This is a genomic window from Klebsiella sp. PL-2018, assembly GCF_019048985.1.
Taxonomy (GTDB): domain Bacteria; phylum Pseudomonadota; class Gammaproteobacteria; order Enterobacterales; family Enterobacteriaceae; genus Klebsiella; species Klebsiella michiganensis.
Genome location: NZ_CP077673.1, coordinates 4,507,829 through 4,533,722, shown reverse-complemented (window position 1 = coordinate 4,533,722; position 25,894 = coordinate 4,507,829). Strand labels below are relative to the sequence as shown.

At 56.9% G+C, this 25,894-nt stretch carries 25 protein-coding genes and 5 tRNA genes; 19 read left to right on the top strand and 11 right to left on the bottom strand.

Annotation, left to right across the window (positions count from 1 at the left end; translation table 11 throughout):
• Positions 1-131: 131 nt before the first annotated feature.
• From MKleb_RS21230 to MKleb_RS21220, 3 genes are read left to right on the top strand one after another with little or no spacing between them, the layout of a single operon-like run.
• The gene (locus MKleb_RS21230; protein WP_162557671.1) at positions 132-842 is read left to right on the top strand and encodes a metal ABC transporter ATP-binding protein; all 711 of its coding nucleotides are present in this window, start codon (positions 132-134) and stop codon (positions 840-842) included.
• Positions 839-1,702 carry a metal ABC transporter permease gene (locus tag MKleb_RS21225; RefSeq protein WP_014226515.1) on the top strand — a complete coding sequence of 288 codons (864 nt, stop codon included), beginning with the start codon at positions 839-841 and terminating at the stop codon, positions 1,700-1,702. Before MKleb_RS21230 ends, MKleb_RS21225 begins: the two co-directional genes overlap by 4 nt.
• Positions 1,703-1,710: 8 nt before the next feature.
• Positions 1,711-2,589 (top strand): metal ABC transporter substrate-binding protein, encoded by an 879-nt coding sequence (locus MKleb_RS21220; protein WP_014226514.1) that lies wholly within the window; start codon positions 1,711-1,713, stop codon positions 2,587-2,589.
• Positions 2,590-2,625: 36 nt separating this feature from the next.
• Here the strand turns inward: MKleb_RS21220 and MKleb_RS21215 are convergent, their stop codons facing one another.
• A complete protein-coding gene (locus tag MKleb_RS21215; RefSeq protein WP_025107287.1) occupies positions 2,626-2,853 on the bottom strand; it encodes a hypothetical protein in 228 nt (75 codons plus the stop codon).
• Positions 2,854-3,057: 204 nt separating this feature from the next.
• Between MKleb_RS21215 and pncC the strand changes: the two genes are divergently transcribed.
• From pncC to MKleb_RS21135, 16 genes are all read left to right on the top strand, one after another.
• Complete coding sequence (gene pncC, locus MKleb_RS21210) at positions 3,058-3,555, top strand: nicotinamide-nucleotide amidase (RefSeq protein WP_014226512.1); 498 nt, start codon at positions 3,058-3,060, stop codon at positions 3,553-3,555.
• 80 nt (positions 3,556-3,635) lie between these two features.
• The gene (gene recA / locus MKleb_RS21205; protein WP_004104808.1) at positions 3,636-4,694 is read left to right on the top strand and encodes a recombinase RecA; all 1,059 of its coding nucleotides are present in this window, start codon (positions 3,636-3,638) and stop codon (positions 4,692-4,694) included.
• 71 nt (positions 4,695-4,765) lie between these two features.
• A complete protein-coding gene (recX, locus tag MKleb_RS21200; protein ID WP_009651620.1) occupies positions 4,766-5,266 on the top strand; it encodes a recombination regulator RecX in 501 nt (166 codons plus the stop codon).
• A 130-nt stretch (positions 5,267-5,396) separates the two neighbouring features.
• Positions 5,397-8,024: an alanine--tRNA ligase gene (alaS, locus tag MKleb_RS21195; protein ID WP_025107288.1), complete on the top strand. Its 2,628-nt coding sequence runs from the start codon at positions 5,397-5,399 to the stop codon at positions 8,022-8,024.
• A 238-nt stretch (positions 8,025-8,262) separates the two neighbouring features.
• The gene (gene csrA / locus MKleb_RS21190) at positions 8,263-8,448 is read left to right on the top strand and encodes a carbon storage regulator CsrA (RefSeq protein WP_217076176.1); all 186 of its coding nucleotides are present in this window, start codon (positions 8,263-8,265) and stop codon (positions 8,446-8,448) included.
• A gap of 323 nt (positions 8,449-8,771) precedes the next feature.
• A tRNA-Ser gene (locus MKleb_RS21185) sits at positions 8,772-8,864 on the top strand.
• A gap of 4 nt (positions 8,865-8,868) precedes the next feature.
• Positions 8,869-8,945, top strand: a tRNA-Arg gene (locus tag MKleb_RS21180).
• 194 nt (positions 8,946-9,139) lie between these two features.
• A tRNA-Arg gene (locus MKleb_RS21175) sits at positions 9,140-9,216 on the top strand.
• 192 nt (positions 9,217-9,408) lie between these two features.
• A tRNA-Arg gene (locus MKleb_RS21170) sits at positions 9,409-9,485 on the top strand.
• 192 nt (positions 9,486-9,677) lie between these two features.
• Positions 9,678-9,754: transfer RNA gene (locus MKleb_RS21165), tRNA-Arg, on the top strand.
• A gap of 318 nt (positions 9,755-10,072) precedes the next feature.
• Positions 10,073-10,387 (top strand): BON domain-containing protein, encoded by a 315-nt coding sequence (locus MKleb_RS21160; RefSeq protein ID WP_004853477.1) that lies wholly within the window; start codon positions 10,073-10,075, stop codon positions 10,385-10,387.
• A 127-nt stretch (positions 10,388-10,514) separates the two neighbouring features.
• Entirely contained in the window at positions 10,515-11,081 is a 567-nt protein-coding gene (gene yqaB, locus MKleb_RS21155) for a fructose-1-phosphate/6-phosphogluconate phosphatase (RefSeq protein ID WP_014226508.1), read from the top strand.
• Positions 11,078-11,506 carry a YqaA family protein gene (locus tag MKleb_RS21150; RefSeq protein ID WP_025107289.1) on the top strand — a complete coding sequence of 143 codons (429 nt, stop codon included), beginning with the start codon at positions 11,078-11,080 and terminating at the stop codon, positions 11,504-11,506. Before yqaB ends, MKleb_RS21150 begins: the two co-directional genes overlap by 4 nt.
• Before the next feature lie 66 nt (positions 11,507-11,572).
• Positions 11,573-13,129 carry a glutamate--cysteine ligase gene (gene gshA, locus MKleb_RS21145; RefSeq protein WP_025107290.1) on the top strand — a complete coding sequence of 519 codons (1,557 nt, stop codon included), beginning with the start codon at positions 11,573-11,575 and terminating at the stop codon, positions 13,127-13,129.
• Between the two features lie 165 nt (positions 13,130-13,294).
• On the top strand, positions 13,295-13,810 hold the full coding sequence (gene luxS, locus MKleb_RS21140; protein WP_004104795.1) for an S-ribosylhomocysteine lyase: 516 nt from the start codon (positions 13,295-13,297) through the stop codon (positions 13,808-13,810).
• 54 nt (positions 13,811-13,864) lie between these two features.
• Positions 13,865-14,632 carry an AraC family transcriptional regulator gene (locus tag MKleb_RS21135; protein ID WP_014839297.1) on the top strand — a complete coding sequence of 256 codons (768 nt, stop codon included), beginning with the start codon at positions 13,865-13,867 and terminating at the stop codon, positions 14,630-14,632.
• On the opposite strand, the gene leuA is transcribed toward MKleb_RS21135, so the two are convergent.
• The 10 genes from leuA to nrdF all read right to left on the bottom strand — a co-directional run bounded on the left by leuA (position 14,611) and on the right by nrdF (position 25,888).
• Entirely contained in the window at positions 14,611-16,287 is a 1,677-nt protein-coding gene (gene leuA, locus MKleb_RS21130) for a 2-isopropylmalate synthase (RefSeq protein WP_025107291.1), read from the bottom strand. The two genes, MKleb_RS21135 and leuA, sit on opposite strands and share 22 nt — an antisense overlap.
• Positions 16,288-16,431: 144 nt before the next feature.
• The gene (gene emrB / locus MKleb_RS21125; protein ID WP_004123984.1) at positions 16,432-17,970 is read right to left on the bottom strand and encodes a multidrug efflux MFS transporter permease subunit EmrB; all 1,539 of its coding nucleotides are present in this window, start codon (positions 17,968-17,970) and stop codon (positions 16,432-16,434) included.
• Positions 17,971-17,985: 15 nt separating this feature from the next.
• Complete coding sequence (gene emrA, locus MKleb_RS21120) at positions 17,986-19,158, bottom strand: multidrug efflux MFS transporter periplasmic adaptor subunit EmrA (RefSeq protein ID WP_004853464.1); 1,173 nt, start codon at positions 19,156-19,158, stop codon at positions 17,986-17,988.
• Positions 19,159-19,290: 132 nt separating this feature from the next.
• Positions 19,291-19,821, bottom strand: coding sequence for a transcriptional repressor MprA (gene mprA, locus MKleb_RS21115; protein WP_004104785.1), 531 nt, complete (start codon positions 19,819-19,821; stop codon positions 19,291-19,293).
• A gap of 91 nt (positions 19,822-19,912) precedes the next feature.
• Complete coding sequence (gene ygaH / locus MKleb_RS21110; RefSeq protein WP_009652550.1) at positions 19,913-20,248, bottom strand: L-valine transporter subunit YgaH; 336 nt, start codon at positions 20,246-20,248, stop codon at positions 19,913-19,915.
• A complete protein-coding gene (locus MKleb_RS21105; RefSeq protein WP_014226501.1) occupies positions 20,238-20,984 on the bottom strand; it encodes an AzlC family ABC transporter permease in 747 nt (248 codons plus the stop codon). The genes ygaH and MKleb_RS21105 overlap by 11 nt, the downstream gene beginning before the upstream one ends.
• Before the next feature lie 278 nt (positions 20,985-21,262).
• Positions 21,263-22,258: a glycine betaine/L-proline ABC transporter substrate-binding protein ProX gene (gene proX, locus MKleb_RS21100; RefSeq protein ID WP_014226500.1), complete on the bottom strand. Its 996-nt coding sequence runs from the start codon at positions 22,256-22,258 to the stop codon at positions 21,263-21,265.
• Positions 22,259-22,320: 62 nt separating this feature from the next.
• Entirely contained in the window at positions 22,321-23,385 is a 1,065-nt protein-coding gene (gene proW / locus MKleb_RS21095) for a glycine betaine/L-proline ABC transporter permease ProW (protein WP_004853456.1), read from the bottom strand.
• On the bottom strand, positions 23,378-24,580 hold the full coding sequence (gene proV, locus MKleb_RS21090; protein WP_014226499.1) for a glycine betaine/L-proline ABC transporter ATP-binding protein ProV: 1,203 nt from the start codon (positions 24,578-24,580) through the stop codon (positions 23,378-23,380). Before proV ends, proW begins: the two co-directional genes overlap by 8 nt.
• Before the next feature lie 345 nt (positions 24,581-24,925).
• Positions 24,926-25,888, bottom strand: a complete 963-nt coding sequence (gene nrdF, locus MKleb_RS21085) for a class 1b ribonucleoside-diphosphate reductase subunit beta (protein WP_014226498.1) — start codon at positions 25,886-25,888, stop codon at positions 24,926-24,928.
• Between the last annotated feature and the right edge of the window lie 6 nt (positions 25,889-25,894).

Below are 25,894 nucleotides of genomic sequence, written 5' to 3'. Positions count from 1 at the left end.
CAATTTACATTCCGCGCTTCTTTTAATATTGTTATGTTATAACGTTTTATTGAGGCGTAAACATTGACTTCCTTATTGATGACTTCAGGCATCGCCCGGCTGGCGATGGCCGGCGTGCTGCTGGCCGCCCTGTGGCTGGCAACCTGGTGGGCGGTATCGCTGCCATGATAGAGCTCGATCATCTGGTGGCTGGCTATGAAGGGCTGGCGATCGCGCCGTCCCTTAGCGGCACGATTGCAACGGGGAGTATGACGGCTATCGTCGGCCTGAACGGCTGCGGGAAATCGACGCTGTTAAAGACGCTGGCCGGATTTATCCCGCCGGTCAGCGGCCGCCTGCACTGGCGCGACGGACGGCCGGTTATCGGCTGGCTGGCGCAGCGGCATGCGCTGGAGTCGCAGTTTCCGCTCACGGTGCAGGATGTCGTCAGCCAGGGGGCCTGGCCGCAGGTATCGTTGCTGCGCGGGCTCGGGGGGGAGGTGCGCCAGCGTATCGTCGCGGCCATAGCGCGGGTGGGGCTGCTAGCGATGGCGAAAACGCCGATTGAGGCGCTCTCCGGCGGCCAGTTTCAGCGCATGCTCTTCGCGAGGGTGATGGTGCAGCGCGCGCCGCTGGTGATGCTCGACGAACCGTTTACCGGCATCGACGAAGCCACCTGCCGTGAGCTGATGGCGCTGATCCTGGAAATGCATCAGCAGGGGCAGACGATTCTGGCGGTGCTGCACGATAACCAGCGGGTCGCCGACTATTTCCCGGAAACGATGCTGCTGACGCCGCAGCGCGCCCGCTGGGGCAGTACGCCTGATGTGCTGCCCGCCTTTCACTCCGCGAGGCTGGCATGATCTGGCACACCTTCATTCAGCCCTTTATCGAGTTTGGCTTTATGCGCCGCGCGCTGGTGGTGTGCCTGGCGCTCTCCCTGAGCACGACCATGCTCGGCGTCTTCTTACTTTTACGCCGCATGAGCCTGATGGGCGATGCGCTCTCGCATGCGATTTTGCCCGGCGTGGCGGTGGGCTACCTGCTTAACGGGATGTCGCTGCTGGCGATGACCGTCGGGGGTTTTATTGCCGGCATTGCGGTGGCGCTGGTGGCGGGGTGGGTCAGCCGACGCACGCTTTTAAAAGAGGATGCCAGCTTTGCCGGATTTTATCTCGGCTCCCTGGCGCTGGGCGTCACGCTGGTCTCGCTGCGCGGCTCTAACGTCGACCTGCTGCATCTGCTGTTCGGCTCGATTCTGGCGGTAGACCGCGATTCGGCGCTGTTTGTGACCGGCGTTGCCAGCCTGACGCTGATTTGCATCGCCCTGTTTTATCGCGGCCTGGTCAGCGAAGCCTTCGACAGCGTCTGGCTTCAGGTGAACGCGCGAAGAGTGCCTGCGCTGCTGCACGGCCTGTTCCTCGCCCTGCTGGTGCTCAATCTGGTGGCCGGGTTTCAGGTGCTCGGCACGCTGATGGCGGTGGGGGTCATGATGCTGCCCGCGGTCGCGGCGCGCTGCTGGGCGCGGACGCTGCCGGGCATTCTGCTGCTGGCGGCTCTGATGGGCGGTTTTTGCGCGTGGATGGGGCTGAGTCTGTCGTGGGCGGCGAATTTGCCTGCCGGACCCGCCATTGTGCTGACCGCCAGCGGCCTCTTTTTTGTATCGGTGTTTTTTGGCTCGCGCAGCCGGCTGGTTGTCGGCTGGCGTAAATTAATGGGGTAAGGACAATGATGAAACGTACCGGGATATGGCTGGCGCTGGCGCTGGGTCTGGCATCGCACGGGGTGATGGCGAAAACGCTAAACGTGGTGAGCAGTTTTTCCGTGTTGGGCGATATGGTGCAGCAGATTGGCGGCGAACATGTGCATGTGGATACGCTAGTGGGGCCGGACGGCGATCCGCATACCTTCGAGCCCTCGCCGAAAGACAGCGCGCTGCTGAACAACGCCGATGTGGTGGTGGTCAACGGCCTGGGGCTGGAGGGCTGGCTGGACCGGCTGATTAAAGCATCCGGGTTCAAAGGCGAGCTGGTGGTGGCTTCCCGCGGAGTCAAAACCCACACGCTTGAAGAAGATGGCGCAACGGTAACCGATCCGCATGCGTGGAACAGCGCCGCGAACGGTGCGCTGTACGCGCAGAATATCCTCAACGGCCTGGTGAAAGCCGACCCGGAAGATAAGTTGGCGCTGGAGGCTTCCGGCAAACGCTATATCAGCCAGCTTAACGAGATCGATCGCTGGGCTAAAAGCCAGTTCACCGCCATTCCACAGGCAAAGCGTAAGGTTCTGACCAGCCATGATGCTTTCGGCTATTTTGGCCGCGCCTATGGCGTGACCTTCCTCGCGCCACAGGGGCTATCTTCGGAAAGTGAGGCCAGCGCGGCGCAGGTGGCGGCATTAATTCGACAAATTAAAGCCGACGAGGTGCATACCTGGTTTATGGAAAATCAGCTGGATCCAAGACTGGTTAAACAGATTGCCAGCGCGACGGGCGCGCAGCCGGGAGGAGAGCTCTACCCTGAAGCCCTCTCTCAACCGGGCGGCGTGGCGGACAGCTACGTGAAAATGCTGCGTCACAACGTGGAGCTGATCGCGGCGAGTATGAAATAAATAAAAACCGGCCCGCGATGGGCCGGTTATCCGCCGCTATGGTTCTGCGAGTATCTGCTTGATTTTTTTGTTCAATGTGAATCCACTGGCAATACAGCCCACGCCCAGCAGGATCTGTACGCCTTCGAACAGCGGGTTGAATGAGCGGGTGAAAATATGCAGTAGCGCGGTTAGCAGCGAAACTGTGCCGCATACAAACAGGCACAGGCGCACCTGGCGAATTTTTTTCACGTTCTGCTCTGAGGTAAGCGTTGCTTTGGCCATTCCTGGTAACCTCTCATTTAACTCTTCCTTATATGTGCGGTGAATTGTGACACCGGCGCCCCCGGGCGGCTATCCGAAAATGCAGCGTTGGCTATAGCCGATGTTTTTCGCCAGCCGACTCGTAAATTCGTTACCTCGTCCCCATATCTTCGTTGAAAGTGCTATCTTTGATGGCCTCTTTGTACAGCTTACGTGGGGCGACGAATGACAGATTCGGAATTAATGCAGCTGAGCGAGCAGGTGGGGATGGCGCTGAAAGCGCGCGGTGCGACGGTGACCACGGCGGAGTCCTGCACCGGCGGCTGGGTCGCCAAAACCCTTACCGATATCGCCGGCAGTTCGGCATGGTTTGAGCGCGGTTTCGTCACTTACAGCAATGAAGCGAAATCGCAGATGATTGGCGTCAGCGAAGCGACGCTGCTTAGCCATGGAGCGGTGAGTGAACCGGTGGTGGTGGAGATGGCCATCGGCGCGCTGCGTGCGGCTCGCGCGGACTATGCCATTTCGGTCAGCGGCATCGCCGGGCCGGACGGCGGCAGCGCGGAAAAGCCGGTGGGAACCGTCTGGTTTGGCGTGGCCAGCGCCAGCGGACAGGGCGTAACCCGGCGCGAATGCTTTGCCGGAGACCGCGAGTCGGTACGCCGCCAGGCCACGGCCTACGCGCTAAATCTCCTCTGGCAACAATTTCTACAAAATACTTGATACTGTATGACTATACAGTATAATTGCTTCAACAGAACAGAATTCACTACCCGGTTACACCCGGCATGAGAGGAGTAATAATGGCTATCGACGAAAACAAACAGAAAGCGTTGGCGGCAGCACTGGGCCAGATCGAAAAACAATTCGGTAAAGGCTCCATCATGCGCCTGGGTGAAGACCGTTCCATGGATGTGGAAACTATCTCCACCGGCTCGCTTTCCCTTGATATCGCCCTGGGCGCAGGCGGCCTGCCGATGGGCCGTATCGTCGAGATCTACGGGCCTGAATCTTCCGGTAAAACCACGCTGACGCTGCAGGTTATCGCCGCCGCGCAGCGCGAAGGCAAAACCTGTGCGTTTATCGATGCGGAACACGCGCTGGACCCGGTTTACGCACGCAAGCTGGGCGTCGATATCGACAACCTGCTGTGCTCCCAGCCGGATACCGGCGAACAGGCTCTGGAAATCTGTGACGCGCTGGCGCGTTCCGGTGCGGTAGACGTTATCGTCGTTGACTCCGTTGCGGCGCTGACGCCGAAAGCGGAAATCGAAGGCGAAATCGGCGACTCTCACATGGGCCTCGCGGCGCGTATGATGAGCCAGGCGATGCGTAAACTGGCGGGCAACCTGAAGCAGTCCAACACCCTGCTCATCTTCATCAACCAGATTCGTATGAAAATTGGCGTGATGTTCGGTAACCCGGAAACCACCACCGGCGGTAACGCGCTGAAGTTCTACGCCTCCGTGCGTCTGGATATCCGTCGTATCGGTGCGGTGAAAGAGGGCGACAACGTTGTCGGCAGCGAAACCCGCGTTAAAGTGGTGAAAAACAAAATCGCCGCGCCGTTTAAACAGGCTGAATTCCAGATCCTCTACGGCGAAGGGATTAACTTCTTCGGTGAGCTGGTCGATCTCGGCGTGAAAGAGAAGCTGATTGAGAAAGCCGGCGCATGGTACAGCTATAACGGTGATAAAATCGGTCAGGGTAAAGCGAACGCCATCTCCTGGCTGAAAGAGAACCCGGCTGCGGCAAAAGAGATCGAGAAGAAAGTTCGTGAACTGCTGCTGAGCAATCAGGACTCCACGCCGGACTTCGCGGTTGATGGCAACAGCGAAGCGGAAACCGAGCAAGATTTCTGATATCGTCTGAACAGACTAACAAGGGGCCGCTTATGCGGCCCTTTTGCTTTTTTTGATTAGCGAGGCTGACCGTGACTGAAACTTCATCCCGCCGCTCTGACTACGCCAGGCTGCTGGATCGCGCGATTCGCATTCTGGCAATGCGCGACCACAGCGAACAGGAGCTAAGGCGAAAGCTGGCTGCACCGGTCATGAGCAAAAACGGCCCTGAAGCGTTAGATGTGACGCCGGAAGAGGTCGATAAAGTCGTTGAATGGTGCATTGAGAACCGCTATCTGGACGACGAACGCTTTGTCCGTCAGTTCATTGCCAGCCGCAGCCGCAAGGGGTACGGCCCGGCGCGCGTCCGCCAGGAGCTAAAGCAGAAGGGGATCTCCCGCGAGACGACAGAGGCAGCCATGCGCGAGTGCGAAATCGACTGGGCGAGGCTTGCCAAAGAGCAGGCGCAGCGAAAATATGGCGAACCCCTGCCCAGCGTATTTGCAGAAAAAGTCAAAATTCAGCGCTTTTTGCTCTACCGCGGCTATCTGATGGAGGATATTCAGGAAATCTGGCGAAATTTTGCAGATTGACCCATCCGGGATTTTACTTCCCCGTGAAGAAAACTTATCTTATTCCCACTTTATTTTCGTGAGTAGCCTGCCGGTCGATACTGGGTAGTGGCTGCCAGCGACATTTCGTTAGCTTGATTTCAGGATAATTATGAGCAAGAGCACCGCTGAGATCCGTCAGGCGTTTCTCGACTTTTTCCATAGTAAAGGACATCAGGTAGTTGCGAGCAGCTCCCTGGTGCCGCATAACGACCCGACCCTGCTGTTTACCAACGCCGGGATGAACCAGTTCAAGGATGTTTTCCTTGGTCTCGACAAACGTAATTATTCGCGCGCGACCACCGCGCAGCGTTGCGTTCGTGCGGGTGGTAAGCACAACGATCTGGAAAACGTCGGCTACACCGCGCGTCACCACACCTTCTTTGAAATGCTGGGTAACTTCAGCTTCGGCGATTACTTCAAGCAAGATGCCATCAAATACGCATGGGAACTGCTGACCGGTGAAAACTGGTTCGCCCTGCCGAAAGAAAAACTGTGGGTGACCGTCTACGAAACCGACGATGAAGCGTTCGATATCTGGGCAAATGAAGTTGGCGTACCGCGCGAGCGTATTATCCGCATCGGCGACAACAAAGGCGCGCCGTTTGCTTCCGATAACTTCTGGCAGATGGGTGACACCGGGCCGTGCGGTCCATGCACCGAAATCTTCTTCGACCATGGCGACCATATCTGGGGCGGCCCTCCGGGAACGCCGGAAGAAGACGGCGATCGCTATATTGAGATCTGGAATATCGTCTTCATGCAGTTCAACCGTCAGGCTGACGGAACCATGGAGCCGCTGCCGAAGCCGTCCGTAGATACCGGTATGGGCCTCGAGCGTATTGCCGCCGTGCTGCAGCACGTCAACTCCAACTACGATATCGACCTGTTCCGCGATCTGATTAAGAGCGTGGCGAAGGTTACCGGCGCGACCGATCTCTCGAACAAGTCGCTGCGCGTTATCGCTGACCACATTCGTTCCTGCGCGTTCCTGATTGCCGATGGCGTTATCCCGTCGAATGAAAACCGCGGCTACGTGCTGCGCCGCATCATTCGTCGCGCAATTCGCCATGGCAACATGCTGGGCGCGAAGGAGACCTTCTTCTGGAAACTGGTTGCCCCGCTGATTGACGTGATGGGTTCCGCCGGCGAAGAGCTGAAACAGCAGCAGGCTCAGGTTGAGCAGGTGCTGAAGACCGAAGAAGAGCAGTTTGCCCGTACGCTGGAGCGCGGACTGGCGCTGCTGGATGAAGAACTGGCTAAACTGCAGGGCGACACGCTGGACGGCGAAACCGCTTTCCGCCTGTACGACACCTACGGCTTCCCGGTTGACCTGACCGCGGACGTTTGCCGCGAACGCAACATCAAGGTTGACGAAGCCGGCTTTGAAGCCGCGATGGAAGAGCAGCGCCGTCGCGCGCGCGAATCCAGCGGCTTTGGCGCGGACTACAATGCGATGATCCGCGTCGACGGCGCCTCTGAGTTTAAAGGCTATGACAGCCTGGAACTGAATGGCAAAGTCACAGCGCTGTTTATCGATGGTAAAGCGGTTGACGCGGTGAACGCCGGTCAGGAAGCGGTTGTTATCCTCGACCAGACGCCGTTCTACGCCGAATCCGGCGGCCAGGTGGGTGACAAAGGCGAACTGAAGGGCGTCGGTTTCTCCTTCCAGGTCAGCGACGCGCAGAAGTACGGTCAGGCAATTGGCCATATTGGTAAACTGACCAGCGGTTCGCTTAAAGTCGGCGACGCCGTGCAGGCCGATGTCGATCAGGCTCGCCGCCAGCGTATCCGCCTGAACCACTCCGCGACGCACCTGATGCACGCGGCGCTGCGCCAGGTTCTCGGTACGCACGTTGCGCAGAAAGGCTCTCTGGTCAACGACAAAGCATTGCGCTTCGACTTCTCGCATTTTGAAGCGATGAAGCCGGAGGAGATCCGTGCGGTAGAAGATCTGGTGAACGCGCAAATTCGTCGCAACCTGCCGATCGAAACCAATATCATGGATATTGACGCTGCGCGTGAATCCGGCGCGATGGCGCTGTTTGGCGAGAAGTATGACGATCGCGTTCGCGTGCTGAGCATGGGCGATTTTTCCACCGAGCTGTGCGGCGGTACGCACGCCTCGCGCACCGGTGATATCGGCCTGTTCCGCATTACCTCTGAATCCGGTACCGCCGCTGGCGTGCGCCGTATCGAAGCGGTGACCGGCGAAGGCGCGATGGCGATGCTGCATGCGCAGAGCGATCTGCTGGGCGATATTGCACAGCTGCTGAAAGGGGATACCCACAGCCTCGGTGACAAAGTCCGCGCCGCGTTAGAACGCAGCCGTCAGCTGGAAAAAGAGCTGCAGCAGCTGAAAGAGCAGGCTGCCGTGCAGGAGAGCGCAAATCTCTCCAGCAAAGCGGAAGAGATTAACGGCGTTAAGCTGCTGGTCAGCGAGCTGGCCGGCGTTGAGCCGAAAATGCTGCGTACTATGGTTGACGATCTGAAAAATCAGCTGGGTTCAACGATTGTCGTGTTGGCCACGGTCGCAGAAGGTAAGGTTTCTCTGATTGCAGGTGTGTCTAAGGATGTGACAGACCGCGTGAAAGCCGGGGAACTGATTGGTATGGTCGCCCAGCAGGTGGGCGGTAAAGGGGGCGGTCGTCCGGATATGGCGCAAGCCGGCGGTACCGATGCGTCTGCTCTTCCTGCTGCGTTAGCCAGTGTGAAAGGCTGGGTAAGCGCAAAACTGTAATAACTATAATTGCATAGATGCTGTGATTCTCGGATTACAGCATCTTGCGCGAGAAGCACTGATAACGATAAAGTCGGGTTGAAGTTGTGTATATCGGCTAAACTTAGGTTTAACAGAATGTGATGCCGTGACTGCTTACACCGTAGGGTGTTTGTCATCGCTTACTTTTTGGCGTTATATGATGGATAATGCCGGGATACGAGAGACCCGACTCTTTTAATCTTTCAAGGAGCAAAGAATGCTGATTCTGACTCGTCGAGTTGGTGAGACCCTCATGATTGGAGATGAGGTCACTGTGACAGTTTTAGGGGTGAAGGGTAACCAGGTACGTATTGGCGTTAATGCCCCTAAAAAAGTCTCCGTGCATCGTGAAGAGATCTACCAGCGTATCCAGGCTGAAAAATCCCAGCAGTCCAGTTACTAAGGTTTTCGCGCCTCGCTATTTTGTGAGGCGCCTCCTTCCACCCGCCGTTTTTGCCAATTTTCCTCTCCGATAACCTCTCATTTTTGTCTCTTTCTCCGCATCCGCGACAGTTATCTTTTGCGTTAGCCGCGGCGTAATCAGCAATTTCTTGTTGATAAAATACTCTTTTTGCCGTTTTCACAGGCTAATTGCGCGGGAAGTGTGCAAACGAAAAAAAGGTCTCGAAAAAAGGTTTGACTTATAAGTACCAGAAAGTATTATGTGCGCCATCGCAGCGACGAAGAGCAGAAACAAGTTCTTCGAAGCACTCGTAAGAGGCGTGTGGTGAGGTGGCCGAGAGGCTGAAGGCGCTCCCCTGCTAAGGGAGTATGCGGTCAAAAGCTGCATCCGGGGTTCGAATCCCCGCCTCACCGCCATTTTGCATCCGTAGCTCAGCTGGATAGAGTACTCGGCTACGAACCGAGCGGTCGGAGGTTCGAATCCTCCCGGATGCACCATATTCTCCACATCTTCAGCAACGAAGGTGTGAATGAGGTGGCGGTATTAGCCGCAAGCACCAGGGAGGATAACGTTGCTTTAGCAACGACCCGAAGGGCGAGCCGCAAGGCGAGTCATCCTCCCGGATGCACCATCTTACTTGATACAGCTTTAGCAGCAGTATCAAAATCTGCAGTAAAGTAAGTTTCCCGATGCATCCGTAGCTCAGCTGGATAGAGTACTCGGCTACGAACCGAGCGGTCGGAGGTTCGAATCCTCCCGGATGCACCATCTTCTCCGAGATAGCAGCTACGCTGTTGTTTCACGGTCTGCGAGATAATCGCCAGCACCAGGGAGGATAACGTTGCTTCAGCAACGGCCCGAAGGGCGAACCGAGTGAGTCATCCTTCCGGATGCACCATCTCTTACTTGATACGGCTTTAGCAGCGGTATCAATATCGGCAGTAAAGCAAGTTTCCCGATGCATCCGTAGCTCAGCTGGATAGAGTACTCGGCTACGAACCGAGCGGTCGGAGGTTCGAATCCTCCCGGATGCACCATCTTCTCCAGGATAGCAGCGACGCTGTTGTTTCACGGTCTGCGAAATAATCGCCAGCGCCGGGGAGGATAACGTTGCTTCAGCAACGGCCCGAAGGGCGAACCGAGTGAGTCATCCTCCCGGATGCATCATCTCTTACTTGATACGGCTTTAGCAGCGGTATCAATATCGGCAGTAAAGCAAGTTTCCCGATGCATCCGTAGCTCAGCTGGATAGAGTACTCGGCTACGAACCGAGCGGTCGGAGGTTCGAATCCTCCCGGATGCACCATCTTCTCCGAGATAGCAGCTACGCTGTTGTTCCATGGTCTGCGAGATAATCGCCAGCGCCAGGGAGGATAACGTTGCTTCAGCAACGGCCCGAAGGGCGAACCCAGTGAGTCATCCTCCCGGATGCACCATCTTCTCCGAGATAGCAGCCACGCTGTTGTTTCACGGCCAGCCACTCTCCTTGCCTCAAAACCCCTTAAGCGCAATCATTCACCTTATTCTTCAGCACTTTTTTCATTGGCAACTCCCTCTTTCCACTATAATTTATTCCTGTATATCGATCTGATTTTGGGTGAGATAAGTGCAAGGAGAGAAATCCATGAAATGGTTCAAAGCAATATCTGCGTTTTGCGCGACGCTTCTGGTCGCCGTATCGCTGGCGGGCTGCGCAGGTTCGTCCACAAAGGAAAGTACTGGTGGGTACATTGACGATACCGTCGTGACCACCAAAGTCAAAACCGCGCTCTTCAATGATAAAGAGATTAAGTCTTCGGAAATTAGCGTTCAGACTTTTAAAGGTCGTGTACAGCTGAGCGGCTTTGTCTCATCCGCCGAAAGCGCTAAACGTGCGGTAGAAGTGACGCGAAAAGTGCAGGGCGTTCGCGTGGTGGAGAACGATTTAAGAATCAAATAAACGCATCAGATTGCATCTGTATCGACAAGGGCGCCTTCGAGCGCCCTTGTCGCATCTGCCGCTGGCAGCGACAAACCTGACCTTTTGCGTTACAGTAAGACCTCCTTAACCGGTTGGTGAGAAGACGATGTACGAACGTTATGCAGGACTGATTTTTGATATGGATGGCACGATCCTCGATACCGAGCCGACGCATCGTAAGGCATGGAACGAGGTTCTCGGACGTTACGGTATGCGTTTTGATATGCAGGCTATGGTCGCGCTGAACGGCTCTCCAACCTGGCGGATTGCTCAGGCCATTATCGAATTAAACCAGGCTGATTTAGATCCTCATCTTCTGGCGCGGGAAAAGACGGACGCGGTGAAAGCGATGCTGCTTGATAGCGTCCGTCCTCTGCCGCTGATTGAAGTGGTTAAAGAGTGGCACGGTCGTCGTCCGATGTCAGTCGGTACCGGCAGCGAGAGCGCCGTTGCTGAAGCGCTGCTGGCTCATCTGGGCCTGCGTCACTACTTCTCGGCGGTGGTTGCTGCCGATCATGTCGCTAACCATAAACCCGCTCCTGATACTTTCTTACTCTGCGCTGAGCGCATGGGCGTTGCGGCGGAAAAATGCGTGGTCTTTGAAGATGCGGACTTCGGTCTGCAGGCGGCGAAGCGCGCCGGAATGGATGCCGTGGACGTGCGATTGTTGTGAGCGACGCGCTGTCGCTGATATCGCTGTTTGCCAGCAGCTTTTTAAGCGCTACGCTGCTTCCCGGTAACTCGGAAGTGGTGTTGATCGCCATGCTTCTGGCGGGAGTGAGTCAGCCGTGGTTACTGGTTTTAATAGCAATAATCGGTAATAGCCTTGGAGGGGTAACTAACGTTATTCTGGGGCGCCTGTTTCCGCTGCGCAAGACATCGCGCTGGCAGGAGAAGGCGACCGGCTGGCTGAGGCGTTACGGCGCGGTCACGCTATTATTAAGCTGGGCGCCTGTTATAGGCGATTTGCTGTGTTTACTGGCGGGATGGATGCGCATTTCCTGGGGACCAGTGCTCTTTTTTTTATGCCTTGGCAAAGCATTACGCTATATCGTCATTGCGGCGATAACGCTTCAGGGCATGACGTGGTGGCACTAATTGGACTGACGGTTCAACCATTACAATTATGCTAATTCAAACGATTTCGACAGGCGGGAGGTCAAATTGATCCCGGACGTATCACAGGCGCTGGCCTGGCTGGAAAAAAATCCGCAGGCGCTGCAGGGTATTCAACGTGGTCTTGAACGCGAAACGCTGCGCGTCAACGCTGACGGCACGCTGGCCACTACCGGTCATCCGCAGGCACTGGGTTCAGCGCTGACTCATAAATGGATTACCACCGATTTTGCCGAAGCTTTGCTGGAATTTATTACGCCGGTTGATGGCGATATCCAGCATATGCTCACCCTCATGCGCGATGTTCATCGCTATACCGCACGCCATATTGGCGACGAGCGGATGTGGCCGCTGAGCATGCCTTGCTATATCGCGCCCGGCCAGGATATTGAACTGGCGCAGTACGGTACCTCTAATATCGGCCGCCTGAAAACGCTGTATCGCGAAGGGCTGAAAAATCGCTACGGCGCGCTGATGCAAACCATCTCCGGCGTGCACTATAACTTCTCGCTGCCGATGGCTTTCTGGCAGGCTAAGTGCGGCGTTGAGGATGCTGAAAGCGGTAAAGAGGCGATTTCCGCGGGCTATTTCCGCTCCATTCGCAACTATTACCGTTTTGGTTGGGTGATTCCATACCTGTTCGGCGCCTCTCCGGCGATCTGCTCATCGTTCCTGCAGGGCAAACCGACGGCGCTGCCGTTTGAGAAAGCCGGCAACGGCATGTACTACCTGCCGTATGCGACCTCGTTGCGTCTGAGCGATCTGGGCTATACCAATAAATCGCAAAGTAATCTCGGAATTACGTTTAACGATCTCTACGAGTATGTGGCAGGATTGAAGCGGGCGATTAAAACGCCTTCCGAAGAGTATGAAAATATCGGGCTGGAGAAAGACGGTAAGCGTCTGCAAATCAACAGCAACGTGCTGCAGATCGAAAACGAGCTGTACGCGCCGATTCGCCCGAAACGCGTGACCCGCAGCGGCGAAACGCCTTCCGACGCGCTGCTGCGCGGCGGTATTGAGTACATTGAAGTTCGCTCCCTGGATATCAATCCGTTCTCACCGATTGGCGTTGATGAGCAGCAGGTGCGTTTCCTCGATCTGTTTATGGTCTGGTGCGTGCTGGCCGATGCGCCGGAGATGAGCAGCGACGAGCTGCTGTGCACGCGCACCAACTGGAATCGGGTGATTCTGGAAGGCCGTAAGCCGGGCCTGACGCTGGGTATTGGCTGCGAAACCGCTCAGTTCCCGCTGGCTCAGGTCGGCAAAGATCTGTTCCGCGATTTACGCCGCGTGGCGCAAACGCTGGATAGCATCCACGGATGCCAGGCCTATCAGCAGGTCTGCGATGAGCTGGTCGCCTGCTTCGATAACCCGGAATTAACCTTCTCGGCGCGCATTCTGCGTTCTATGCTTGAAGAGGGGATTGGCGGTACCGGCAGAGAGCTGGCCGATCGGTATCGGACGATGCTGCGCGAAGAGCCGCTGGAAATTTTAAGCGAAGCGGATTTTGTCGCCGAGCGTGAAGCATCGGTACAGCGTCAGAAGAAGGTGGAGGCGGCGGATAGCGAGCCGTTTGAAGCGCTACTGGCGAGGCACGCGTAGTTTTACGAGCCGTAAAAAAGAAAACGGCCACATCACTGTGGCCAAACTTTCATCTCTGATTCAGGGATGATGATGATAATAAATGCGCGTCTTTCATATACTCAGACTCGCGGCCTCAAAAAGAGTTCATTTTATTTTAAAAAAAATCACTATCGGAGGTGAAGAATGCCGTTGTTAGATAGTTTCACAGTCGACCATACCCGAATGGAAGCGCCTGCGGTGCGTGTCGCGAAGAAAATGAACACGCCTCACGGCGATGAAATCACCGTTTTCGATCTGCGATTCTGCGTGCCAAACCAGGAAGTGATGCCGGAAAGAGGCATTCACACCCTTGAGCACCTGTTTGCCGGCTTCATGCGCGATCACCTGAACGGCAATGGTGTGGAAATTATCGACATCTCTCCGATGGGCTGCCGCACCGGGTTCTATATGAGCCTGATCGGTACGCCGGACGAGCAGCGCGTCGCGGATGCCTGGAAAGCGGCGATGGCCGACGTGCTGAAGGTGAAAGATCAGAATCAGATCCCGGAGCTGAACGTTTATCAGTGCGGAACCTACACCATGCACTCGCTGGAGGAAGCTCAGGAAATCGCTCGCCATATTATTGAGCGCGATGTCCGCGTCAACAGCAACGATGAGCTGGCGCTGCCGAAAGAAAAACTGCAAGAACTGCACATCTAGTGCTTCTGCCACGGCCCGGCGAACCGCGTCGGGCCGCTACTCCCTGACGCCGCGATGTCGACGACTTTAACCTTCAATTTTCAACACCGTTCGCTGGTGCCTTTTGCCCATGATTACGCCCATGGCGATAGCGAACCCTGGCATCAGCACGATTGCGCCCAGCTGCTGCATATCCTCAGCGGCGTGGTGCGGGTGGAAACCGCACAGGGTTATTGGGTTGTGCCGCCGGGGCGTGGCGTCTGGCTGCCCGCCGGTACGCCGCATACCCTACGGGTGACCGGCGTCGCGGCCGCGCGAACCCTGTTTATCGATCCCCTTGCCCGGGCCGATCTCCCCTCATCCTGCCAGATAGTCCAGGTGACTCCGCTGCTGCGTGAACTGATCGTCGCGTCGCTGACGCTGGCGGAATCCTACGCGCCGGGCAGCCGCGATGAACGCATTTACGAACTGATCCTCGATGAAATTCGCGGCATGGCAGTGCTGCCGTTTGGCCTGCCGGAGCCGCAAAGCGAAGCGCTGCGCCGTTTATGCCAGAAGGTAAGAGAAGCGCCCGGCGAACCCTGGAGCAGCGCCGAGGCGGCGAAGGAGAGCAGCATGAGCGAGCGCACGCTGAATCGTCATTTTCAGCAGCAGACCTCGCTCACCTGGAGCGAGTGGGTGCGCCGGGCGAAGCTGATGGAAGCGCTGGTTCGCCTGGCACAGGGGCATTCGGTACTGCGGGTGGCGCTGGATCTCGGCTACGGCAGCCATAGCGCTTTTAGCGCCATGTTTCGCCGGGTGATAGGCGTTGCCCCCAGCGACTACTTCCGCTCGCCGGCGTAATGGCCTGCGCTCATCGCATTGCACAACGCCTGCAGCGAGGCGCGCGCCACGTCGCTATCAATTCCTACCCCCCAGCGGCTGTCGCCATTCGGGAAGACGCAGCGAATATAGGCCACTGAACGGCTGTCGCTACGTTCGCCGAGGGTGTGTTCATGATAATCTTTAATCACGATGTGTTGGTTTAACAGGCCGCTCAGCCCGCTGGCGGCGGCGGACAGCAGGCCGTTGCCGCGGCTCTGCAGTCGTCGCGTTTCACCGGCGATGCGCAGGGTCGCCTGCAGAGAAAGCTGGCCGTCCTGCTGGCTATCGCTTTGGTAATCCAGCAGCGCAAGCGGCGGCTGGGGCAGAAGTCCGTAGCGGGCGCGAAACAGCTGCCACAGCGCGTTCTGGGTCATCTCTTTACCATGCGTATCGGTTTCGTGCTGAACGTGCAGGCTAAAATCCTGCTGCAGCGCGCGCGGCAGCTTCAGGCCATGATTCTGCTCAATCAGCCACGCGCTGCCGCTTTTGCCGGACTGGCTGTTGACGCGGATCACCGCTTCGTAGCTACAGCCGATATCCTGCGGGTCGATGGGCAGATAGGGCATTTCCCAGCGATCGCCGGGCCGGCGGGCATCGAACCCTTTTTTGATCGCATCCTGATGCGAGCCGGAAAAGGCGGTATAGGCGAGGCTTCCCGCCCAAGGGTGGCGCGGATGAACCGGGATCTGGTTGCAGCTTTCGACAATTTCGACCACCCGGTTCATTTCGGAGAAGCTGAGCCGGGGATCGACGCCCTGGCTGTAGAGATTCATCGCCAGCGTCACCAGACAGACGTTACCGGTGCGTTCGCCGTTGCCGAACAGGCAGCCTTCGACGCGGTCGGCGCCGGCCATCACCGCCAGCTCCGCGCTGGCGACGCCGGTTCCCCGGTCGTTATGCGGATGGACGCTGATGCACACATCGGCGCGGCGCGAGAAGTGACGACAAAAATACTCAATTTGATCGGCATAAACGTTAGGCGTGCTCACTTCTACCGTCGCGGGCAGATTGATAATCATCGGCCGTTCGGCGCAGGGCTGCCAGATTTCCGCCACCGCTTCGCAAATCTCCAGCGCGAATTCCGGCTCGGTGAAGCAGAAGGTTTCCGGGGAATACTCGTATTGCCAGCGGGTTTGCGGCTGCTGTTCGCACTGCTGGCGGATAAGCCGGGTGGCGCGGGTCGCCAGCTCGACCACCTGCGCTTTGTTCATTCCAAAAACCAGCTCGCGGAACAGCGGAGCGGTGGCGTTATAGAGGTGAACGGTGGCGCGGTGGGCATCGCGCAGCGATTCGAAGGTTCTGAGGATTAAATCTTCCCGCGCCTGGGTCAGCACCTGAATCGTCACATCCTGCGGGATACGCCGTTCTTCAATCAGTTGACGCACAAAGTTGAAATCGGTTTGCGAAGCCGAGGGAAACGCCACCTCGATCTCTTTAAATCCGCACTCCAGCAGCAAGTCCCAGAACTGCAGCTTGCGCGCGCTGTCCATCGGCTCGGCCAGCGCCTGGTTGCCGTCGCGCAGGTCGGTGGAGAGCCAGCGGGGGGCGCGGGCTATTTTTTGCTCCGGCCAGCGGCGGTCGGGCAGGGCAATCGGCGGATAGGGACGGTATTTTTCACCGGGTTGAGTCAGCATGATTTTCTCCTTCTTAGCGGATCTTCATCGTGCATGACAAGGCGAAAAGGTATCTCCAGCGAACTGGACATCAACTAGCGTAAACCGGACAACCTGCGTTTTGGGCAATAAAAAAGGGATCCGCAGATCCCTTCAGGTCAAACCTTAGTGCGCGCCGCCGCCGCCGCCCCCGGCGCTAAACGGCGGCCTGGCAAACCACACCAGCCCGAGCAGAAGGATAAATATCGCCGCCGAGAACCAGAAAATTTCGTTGGCGGAGATAATCAGCCCCTGGTTGGTTATCTGCTGCGCTATCCAGCCGGACGCCTGCTGTTGCGTCATCCCTAATCCCTGCAGCTGATCGTACATCTGCTGGGCGTTGGGATTATACGGCGTCACCGATTCGGTAAGCTGAGCATGGTGCAGCGCCTCGCGGTTCGTCCACATGGTGGTGGTAATCGAGGTGCCGATGGAGCCCGCCAGGGTACGCGTGAAGTTCGACAGGCTCGATGCCGCCGCCAGCCGTTCCGGCGGCAGGCCGGACAGCGTGATGGTCGTCAGCGGCATAAAGAAGCAGGCCACCGCGAAGCCCTGGATAAACTGCGGCCACGCCGAGGCGCCGAAGTCCATACCCGGTTCGAAGGTCCACGCGCGCCAGTAGAAACAGACCGCGTACATAATAAAGCTGAAGGTGACCAGCCGACGCATATCCAGCTTATGCGCGAAGCGGCCGATAATCGGCGACAGGATAACCGGGATCACCCCGACCGGGGCCGAGGCCAGACCGGCCCAGGTGGCGGTATAGCCGTATACCTCCTGCAGTAGCTGCGGCAACAGCACGATAGCGCCGAAGTAGAGCATATAGGCGAGGCTGATACACAGGCAGCCGATGGTGAAGTTTCGCGACTTAAAGAGCGACAGGTCGACTATCGGGTTGTCGTCGGTTAGCTCCCAGACGATCAGGAAGCTTATCGCCACCACTGCGACAATGGTCAGGATGATGATCTCGTTTGAGGCGAACCAGTCCAGCTCTTTACCTCGGTCGAGCATCACCTGCAGGCTACCGATACCAATAATCAGCAGCGCCAGGCCAACGCCGTCAATCCGCCGCTGCTCGGTGCGGGTTTCGCGGTTGCGCAGGGTCTGTAGCGTCATGACCACCACGGCGATGCCAATCGGCACGTTGATAAAGAAGATCCAACCCCAGTGGTAGTTGTCGCTGATATAGCCGCCGAGGATGGGGCCGCAAATCGGCGCGACGATCACCGTCATTGACCACAGCGCCAGGGCGATAGAGCGCTTGGCGGGCGGATAGTTGCTGAGCAGCAGACTTTGCGACAGCGGGATCAGCGGACCGGCGACGATCCCCTGAATCACGCGGAAGAAAATCAGCATCGTCAGGCTGTTTGACATGCCGCAGGCCCAGGAGGCGATGGCGAACGCCACCGTCGACCAGAGGAACAGCTTCACTTCACCTACGCGTTTTGCCAGCCAGCCGGTAATCGGAATGGAGATAGCGTTCGCCACCCCAAACGAGGTGATAACCCAGGTCCCCTGGCTCAACGATGAGCCAAGGTTACCGGCGATGGTGGGGATGGCCACGTTGGCGATGGTGGAGTCCAGCACCTGCATAAAGGTCGCGAGCGACAGCGCAATGGTCATAATGACCAGCTGCGCGCCTTCCAGCGGTTTTTGCTGTTGCATTACGCTCACCCCGAATTATCCGGCGTTGGCCTGGATGATGTCGTTTATCAGCTTATTGACCGGCTCAAGGCCGATTTCGCGGGCATTACTTTCGTAAACCGGAGAGCTGCGCACCTGGCTTGCCAGCATCTCGCCGCCGCGGTCGGTGGTGTTCACCTCAACCAGGGTCGAAAGGCCGATGCGCAGCGGGTGCTCTGCCAGCTGTTTTTCATCCAGCTCGATACGTACCGGCAGGCGCTGAACCACTTTGATCCAGTTGCCGGTGGCGTTCTGCGCGGGCAGCAGCGAGAAGGCGCTACCGGTGCCCATATCGAGGCCGACCACTTTACCGGTGTATTTCACATCGTCACCGTAAATATCGCTGATCACGGTGGCCGGTTGACCGATACGCATGTGCGCCAGCTGGGTTTCTTTAAAGTTGGCGTCAATCCACAGGTTGGTCGCCGGTACGACGGCCATCAGCGGGGTGGTGCTGCTGATTTGCGCGCCGGGCTGTACGGAGCGACGAGAAACGTAGCCGCTAATCGGGCTGACGATTTTCGTCCGCTGCAGGGCCAGCCAGGCGTTACGCACTTCGGTGGCCGCTTGCAGTACCGCAGGCTGCTGTTCCAGCTTCGTGCCCAGAACGATCGCCTGATTGGCGTTATATTGCTGAATCGCCACGTCCAGTTCGGCCTGCGCGCTGGCAACCGTGTCGCGCGCGTGCTGCAGCTCTTCGCGGCCAATCAGGTTGGCGGCCCCCAGCGGAATACGACGGTTAAGGTCGGTCTGCGCCTGGGAAAGCGCGGTTTTTTTCACGTCGATGCTGGCCTGCAGCTGCTTGCTGTTGATCATCTGCTGGCGCGTTTGACGTACGCTGGCGGCCAGCTGGGTTTGCGCTTTTTCAAACGCCTGCTGGGCATCGGTCTGGTCGAGGGTGACCAGCGGATCGCCTTTTTGCACGTAGTCGGTGTTGTCGGCCCAGACTTTCGTCACGCTGCCGGACACCTGCGCCATAATTTGTACCTGATTCCCTGCCACGTACGCGTCGTCGGTCTCTTCGAAGTGACGCAGTACCAAAAACCAATAAATCCCGTATGCCACGGCAACAATAATAAAGAGCAAGGTCAGCAGCAGGAGGGCGCCTTTACGTTTCCCTTTTTTGCTGCCCGGTTGCTGCGGGGTTTGGCTCTCCGCATTTGCGCTCATGTTATTCTCCACGATCTTATTATTTCACATCGGCTGAGCCGACCTGTTTATCAGAAAGGCCAGCAGAAGATCTGCTGGCCTGTCCGTTTTCCTTGTCAATCCAGAAAAATTGTTGAGCGGTTGGTTCCGCGCTTAGCGCAGAGACTCCGCAAGCACGCCATCCTCTTCCATTTGGTCAAGGCGACCAAGCAGCTTACGGGTGATGTGCTCGAGCTGATCTTTTTCGCTGGTGCTTAAAGAAGACCAGAGTTGATGCAGGCAGTTGTGCTGCGGGGGTAACACTTCGCGCAGGAACTGATGCCCCTTTTCGGTAAGCTGTAAATGCAGGCAGCGACGATCGTTATCGCTTTCGCGGCGCTCAATCCAGCCGCGTTTTTCCAGCTCGTCGGCAATGCGCGTGGCGTTGGTACGCGAAGAGCCCAGCGCGCAGCTCAGCTCGGAAGGCTGAATGCTGTGGTTTTCCTGAGACTCGAGCGTGATCAGCGCCATAAACAATGTCTCGTTAATCCCTTGCGCTTTCAGCATCTTGTTGCGGTTTTCCAGCAATTTTCCCTGCATATGCATGCAAAGACGGGTGAGCAGAATCTCCTGAAAAGGAAAGTCTTCGTGACGGCTGGCGCGGAACTTGAGCATTTGCTCAATGGGAGTAAACGAACTATCCATTTTGGTTATGACCTCATTAATTACAGTCGATATAATAACTATTGTGACAAATAAATCAAATGAATTATTGACAGAAATTGATACTTTAAGCTTATAGCCATGTGCCGATTTTCCAGACAACACCGTAGGTTAGGGCGCTTAATAGTGTAGGCAAAATAATGCTGCGCGTTTTCCAGAAAGCCAGGCCCAGCACGGCGAAGCCAGCCAGCGTGGGCAGCAGGCGGCGGGCATCGTGGAGAATTTCCGGTACGCTGGAGACCACCAGCAGCGCGCAAATAGAGGCGATGCCGATGGTGTCCAGCAGCACGCTGACCGGCCCGCGACGCGTCGGACGCGCGTTCCCGGCGCGCAGGCGCAGCGGCAGATAGCGGAACAGATAATTTACGCAGCCGACCACGACGCCGATAATTAAAACATCACTGTTCATCGGGCATCCCCTCAATGCTGGCCTGCACCAGCGCGGTCAGACAGCCGCAGACGATCCCGGCAAGGATGGCGGCGGGAATGGAAAACAGGATGATCCCCCCCAGCGCCCCTGCCAGCGCGGCGGTTACGCTAAGCGACTGCTTGCGCTGGAAAGAAGCCAGCAAAAAGCTCATAAACAGCGCGGGAAGCATAAAGCCCAGCGCCGCTTCCACCGCCGGAAAGTCGGTCAGCAGGCCGCTGCCCGAATAAGCGCCGATCAGCGTACCGAAGACCCATGACGCCCAGGACATCAAAGCGATACCGATCATCCAGTTTTCGCTCCAGCGTCGATTGTCGCGTACCAGTTTAGCAGTGGCGGCGGCAAAGACCTCATCGGTCAGGCCGAATGCCCATACCGCGGTTTTTTTCTTGCTCAGCGCGCGCTGGATGCGGCTGCGCAGGGAAGGGCCGTAGAGAACGTGGCGAACGTCCATCGCCATGACGGTGAGCGCGGCGACCCACAGCGAGCTTCCCGCCGCCAGCATCGCGGTGATCACGAACTGGCTGGCGCCCGCGTAAATAATGCAGGAGAAGAACAGACTTTCCAGCGGAGTGAAGCCGAGCTTAGTGGCGTTGAGGCCGAAGGCGAAGGCCACGGGGATATAGCTGATGACGATCGGCAGGCTGTCTTTCAGGCCTTCAGCCAGCGTGGCCGCGTCAGCGGGAGGAGAGTGCGTCAATGCGTCAGGATTTTCCATAGGAATTGCTTATTGATAACTCACGTGAAAATCACATGAATAAACAGGTGGATTTACCTTAGCAGAGAGCGGTGCGGCTTAACAGTAACGAAAACGTTGATGGCTAAAGTTATGCAGTTTATTTGCATATCAATCCATCATTTAGAACAGGAGATGTCGTGTTGTGCAGGATGCGGTCTTCCCCGGGGGCGGCGCAAAGCGCCTTGCCCGGGCTACGGCTTTTGTAGCCCGGGCAGATGCGTAGCATCGCCTCCGGGAATTGGCTATAAAGTGGGAGACTATTTCTGCGCGGCCAGCGCTTCGTTCACCCAGCCGTCAAACTGCTGCTGGTGGGCTTTGATCCAGCCGTCGACGTGGCCTTGGATATCTGCTTCTGAACCATGTCCCTCGTGCATCATGGCATTCTCGGCGTTGATGTCGGCAATCGGCAGCTTCATGATGCTAAACAGCTTCGCCGCCGCCGGGTTTTTCTCGGCCCAGGCCTTATTGGCGACGATATGCATGGTGCTGACCGGGAAGCCGTAGTTGGCGCCATTAGAGAGCTTCGTGTCGATGTTTTTTTGCACACCCGGCAGGGAGGAGAATGGCACCTGCAGCCAGACGACGTCTTTACCCGGCTTCAGCACATCGCTGACCCAGTAAGGTGTCCAGGTGTAGTAGATGACCGGCTTGCCCTCTTTATAACGGGCAATGGTGTCGGCCATCATGGCGGCATAGTTACCCTGATTGTGGGTGACGGTATTATTCAGGCCATAGGCATCAAGCTGATGGTTGATCACCGCTTCACAGCCCCAGCCCGGGGTGCAGCCGGTCAGGTCGGCTTTACCGTCGCCGTTGGTGTCAAACAGTTTGGCGATTTTCGGGTCTTTTAACTGATCGATAGATTTAATGTGGTACTGCTCGGCCGTTTTCTTATCAATCAGATAGCCCTGCGCCGCACCGTTCACAAACACGCCTTCGCGGTAGAACTTTTTATCCCCGCCGGCGGCAGCGTACATATCGTCGTGCAGGGGCTGCCAGTTGACGGCGGTAAAAGTGGCGTCGCCGGAGGCGAGCGAAGTATAGCCAACGTTGTAATCCACTTCGCTCGGCTTATCGACGGTATAACCGAGTTTCTCCAGCGCGCGGCTGACCAGCAGGGTCTGGAAGGTCTCTTCCGAAATGGTGCTCTGAATCGGCTTAACGGTAATGCCTTTGCCAGGCAGATCCGCCGCGAAGGCGGTGGTGGAAATGAGGGCGGTTAACGCTGTGGCAAGGATCGCTGTATGTCGCATCGTTGTTCCTTTTACTTATCAGAAGGGAAGTCTATCCCCCCGGCTGTCGGGGGGATGGGCTCTTATTTACAGAAAGGGCGAGTTATCAGCCCCAGTGGGCCGGTTGCATACCAGCGGCGGTTGCCGCGGCTGCGTGAGTCCCGTCCTACGGCCTGAGTCAGACGGTCAAGAATAATGGCGAGGATAACAATCCCGACGCCGCCAACGGTGGCCAGGCCCATATCAAGGCGACCGATGCCGCGCAGTACCATCTGGCCGAGACCGCCAACGGCAATCATTGAGGCGATGACCACCATCGACAGGGCCAGCATCAGCGTCTGGTTGACCCCGGCCATAATCGTCGGCATGGCCAGCGGTAGCTGAACCTTAAACAACAGCTGACGCGGGCTGGCGCCGAAGGAGCGCGACGCTTCAATCAGATCCGCCGGCACCTGGTTAATCCCCAGAATGGTCAGACGAACAATCGGCGGCAGGGCGAAGATAATGGTGACCACCACGCCCGGAACGTTGCCGATACCGAACAGCATCACAATGGGCACCAGATAGACAAACGCCGGCGTGGTCTGCATCGCGTCGAGCAGCGGACGGATAATTTTCGCCGCCCGCGGGCTCCGCGCCAGCCATATCCCAAGCGGCAGGCCGATCAGCATACAAAACAGCAGCGCGGTCAGCACCAGCGCCAGGGTCACCATCGCCTGCGACCAGGCGCCGATAGCGCCGATAGCGATCAGCGAAATCAGCGTCGCCGCGCCCATGCCGACGCTGGAAATCTGCCAGGCAATCAGCGAGAAAATAATAATCGCCACCGGCGCCGGCATACCCAGCAGCAGCTGCTGGAAGGCGCTCAGGATGTAATCCACCGGTACGCGTATTCCCTGGAATACCGGACGAAAATGCATCACGACCCAGTCGATACCGTGCGTGACCCAGCTGTCGAGTGGGATCAGCGTTTTATGGAACGGGTCCATAATATTGAAGTGTTCCGGCTGCGGCGCGGGCGCGCTGCTCAGCCAGTCGGCACCTCCGCCATCGGTCGGCGCCGGCGTAGAGGTGCCCCAGGCATCGGCGGATTGCGCTGCGCTATCCGCCGCCGGTGCGGTGTCCCACGGGTTAGATTGATCAGCCATTGTTTGCCCCCTCGCGATCTAAAGCCTGCAGCAGCATCCGTTTGGAAATGATGCCGATGTACTGGTGCCCCTCGTCGACAACCGGCACCGCGCACGGTGCATGGCCGACGTGAGAGAGCAGCTCGCTGAGCGGCGTTTGCGCATCCACCGCCTGCGGTGAGTCGATTAACGCCGCATCAATTCCCTGACCTTCGCTTAGCGCGGCTTTCAGGGAATCAATGGAGACAATGCCAACAAACTTATTCCCGCGTTCAATGACGTAGCCATATTCGCGGTCTTCATCCTGCAGCAATTTCAGCGCGGAACGCGGGCCAAAGCCGGGCGTTTTGCGAATCAGCCCCACCGGGCTACGGCGGGCAATATCTTTGGCGCTGAACACCTGGCTAATATCGACGCCGCGGAAGAAGGTTCGGACATAATCATTGGCCGGATTATTGAGTATTTCATCCGGCGTGCCGACCTGAACCACTTCACCATTTTGCATAATGGCAATCCGATCGCCAATACGCATGGCTTCATCAAGATCGTGGGAAATAAAGACCACGGTACGCTGATGTCTGGCCTGTAATTTAGTGAGCTCATCCTGCATCTCGGTACGAATTAACGGGTCGAGCGCGGAGAAGGCTTCATCCATTAACAGAATATCGGGATTAATCGCCAGCGCGCGGGCGAGACCAACGCGCTGGCGCATGCCGCCGGAGAGTTCGTCCGGGTAGGCATGAGCATAGTTTTCCAGGCCGACCTGGCGCAGCGCCTCCAGCGCTTTCTCCTGGCGTTCCTGAGTCGGCACGCCGGCCAGCTCCATGCCGAAAGCGGCGTTGTCGAGCACGGTCATATGCGGCATAAGCGCAAAGGATTGAAAAACCATCGCAATTTTTTTTCTGCGCACCTCGCGGAGCTCGGCGTCAGAGATTTTAGCGATATCGACGCCGTCGATCAGGACCTGGCCACGGGTGGGTTCAATCAGGCGATTGAGAAGGCGAACCATGGTAGATTTCCCCGATCCGGAGAGCCCCATGATGACGAATATCTCGCCTTCTTCAATGGTCAGACTGGCGTTCTTTACGCCAAGCGATAACCCCGTCTTTTCCAGTATTTGTTCTTTCGATAGTCCTTTATCGATATATTTGAAAGCCCGCTGCGGGTGCTCGCCAAATATCTTATAGAGATTCTTGATTTCTAATTTAATTGCCATGCAATAGAGTGTTTCCTGTTATTTATTAATATCGATACGGTACCCGGTGATGATAATTGCTTTTTTACACCCTAACATACTGAGAATCTGTGACAACCCTTTATGTGGCGTTGCCAGGGAAATGCGCAAGGGAGAATTCCGGTGCATCCCCCGTGATATAAGGGCTGAGCGCGAATGACTTATGGTCGATATTTTTTAGTTATGTTGCGTTAATTCAGGCGAAAATCGAGGGCATGCTGTTGAATATGACACGGTGATGACCGAAAGATATTGAGTGAGGCGAAAACAAATAATGTGAAATAAATCACCAGGAAATATGCTGATATATTCCTGGTGAAAGTAAGGCTAAAAGTCCCAATCGCCGTCGACGGTTTCTTCCGCTTTTCCCATCACATACGATGAACCTGAACCGGAAAAGAAGTCGTGGTTTTCGTCGGCATTCGGCGAAAGCGCGGCGAGGATCGCCGGATTGACGGCGGCCATTTCCGCCGGGAACAGCGCCTCGTAGCCGAGGTTCATCAGCGCCTTATTGGCGTTGTAGCAGAGAAAGGCGTTGACCTCCTCAATCCAGCCGCTATCGGCGTACAGTTCGCGGGTGTAGGCCAGTTCGTTGTCATACAGATCCATCAACAGGTCGAGGGCGAAGTTTTTCATCTCCTCGCGCTTCTCGGCGCTGACTATTTCCAGCCCTTTCTGGAATTTGTAGCCAATGTAATAACCGTGTACCGCTTCATCGCGGATGATCAGGCGAATCAGATCGGCGGTGTTGGTCATCTTCCCCCGGCTGGAGAAGTACATCGGCAACCAGAAGCCGGAGTAGAAGAGGAACGATTCGAGAAAGACGCTGGCGATTTTTTTCTTCAGCGGTTCATCTGCCTGATAGTACTCCAGCATCAGCTGCGCTTTGCGCTGCAGCGGCGCGTTTTGTTCGCTCCAGGCATAGGCGGCATCGACGTCTTTGGTCTGGCAGAGCGTCGAGAAAATGGAGCTGTAGGAGCGGGCGTGCACCGCCTCCATAAAGCTGACGTTCGACAGCACCGCTTCCTCATGCGGGGTGAGGGCGTCGGCCATCAGCGCCGGGGCGCCAACGGTATTCTGGATGGTATCGAGCAGCGTCAGGCCGGTGAAGACGCGAATCGTTAGCTGCTGTTCCGCCGGCGTGAGCGTTTGCCAGGCGGGGATATCGTTAGACAGCGGCACCTTCTCCGGCAACCAGAAGTTGCTGGTCAGCCGATTCCAGACCTCCAGATCCTTATCATCTTCAATTTTGTTCCAGTTGATGGCGCTGATGCGCGATAAATGGGTCATCCTGTT